This is a genomic window from Bacillus sp. L_1B0_5, assembly GCF_000836715.1.
GTDB lineage: Bacteria > Bacillota > Bacilli > Bacillales > Bacillaceae_G > Bacillus_A > Bacillus_A thuringiensis_S.
The window spans coordinates 1-1,025 of sequence record NZ_JXIS01000095.1 but is presented as its reverse complement, the minus strand read 5'-3'; the positions used below and the strand labels follow the sequence as shown (position 1 = coordinate 1,025).

Sequence of the window (1,025 nt, the reverse complement as noted above, 5' to 3'; positions counted from 1 at the left end):
GTTAGCAAAGAATCTAACATGTTACACTTACAAACTATCTTGCACCGTTCTCTTTCTCCCTTTATACTGAAACAAGTATATATCACAATAAGAGGTGACTCATGAACAAATCAGAATTAATCAAACAAGTCGCAATACAATCTGAACTAAAAAAGCCACAAGCAAGTCTTGCAGTAGATGCCGTATTAGAGTCCATTCAACATGCACTACAAAATGGAGACCATGTACAGCTACTTGGTTTCGGTTCATTTGAAGTAAAAGAACGTGCTGCACGTGAAGGCCGCAATCCGCATACTGGTGAGGCACTTACTATTCCTGCGGGAAAAACACCTGCCTTTAAAGCAGGAAAAGCATTAAAAGAAGCTGTAAACGCTAAATAATATTTCTTTAACAGTAGCATGAATCCAGTAGGAATCATGCTACTGTTTTATTTTAGAATCGAATCGTCGAGATTGCATGTTTATATACAAGCTGTTGCTTACCTTCAACTTCTATTAAAACAGAATAAGTATCAAATCCTCTTATTATTCCTTTTACATGCAATCCTTTTAACAGAATTAAAGTGATATCCTTCCTCTTTTGAAACGCCTCTTGCAACAATTGTTCCTGCAAAGATAGCATGTTTTTGCTTTTATCCTTTTGAAATGCTTGTAATTTCACTTCCAACGAGTTCGCCCCCTATTCTTTTCATACTGTTACTTTGTATTGTTCTAATTCTTCCATAAGTTGTTTCGCGCCTTCTGGGCTCAACGTCAGCTTTCCATCCGCTAGTTTGATATTCTGGGAAGAAATCTCCCCTGTGATGGGACAAGTACCATACAATTGATATTTCTGTAGAATAATCGTTTCGCCTTCTACAAATATTTCTAATGGTTCTTTTTCGTGAATATTGAGTGTACGCCTTGTTTCCTTTGGTATCACAATTCGACCAAGCTCATCGATTTTTCGTACAATACCGGTTGCTTTCATAGAAATGCCCTCCTTTTGTACATATAAAATATCTCACATCTTATGTGACCGTTTTC

General features: G+C 36.9%; 3 protein-coding genes. 1 reads left to right on the top strand and 2 read right to left on the bottom strand.

The window, feature by feature from the left end:
• The first annotated feature begins 101 nt into the window (after nucleotides 1–101).
• Nucleotides 102–380 carry an HU family DNA-binding protein gene (locus tag RT27_RS25105; protein ID WP_043937955.1) on the top strand — a complete coding sequence of 93 codons (279 nt, stop codon included), beginning with the start codon at nucleotides 102–104 and terminating at the stop codon, nucleotides 378–380.
• Between the two features lie 52 nt (nucleotides 381–432).
• Here the strand turns inward: RT27_RS25105 and hfq are convergent, their stop codons facing one another.
• A complete protein-coding gene (gene hfq, locus RT27_RS25100; RefSeq protein ID WP_000453237.1) occupies nucleotides 433–666 on the bottom strand; it encodes an RNA chaperone Hfq in 234 nt (77 codons plus the stop codon).
• A 21-nt stretch (nucleotides 667–687) separates the two neighbouring features.
• Nucleotides 688–969 carry an AbrB/MazE/SpoVT family DNA-binding domain-containing protein gene (locus RT27_RS25095; protein WP_043937953.1) on the bottom strand — a complete coding sequence of 94 codons (282 nt, stop codon included), beginning with the start codon at nucleotides 967–969 and terminating at the stop codon, nucleotides 688–690.
• Nucleotides 970–1,025 lie beyond the last annotated feature (56 nt).

What these genes read in the sequence shown, in the direction of transcription:
- RT27_RS25105 (WP_043937955.1), top strand. Translation starts at nt 102, where the DNA reads ATGAACAAATCAGAATTAATCAAACAAGTCGCAATACAATCTGAACTA.
- RT27_RS25095 (WP_043937953.1), bottom strand. Translation starts at nt 969, where the DNA reads ATGAAAGCAACCGGTATTGTACGAAAAATCGATGAGCTTGGTCGAATT.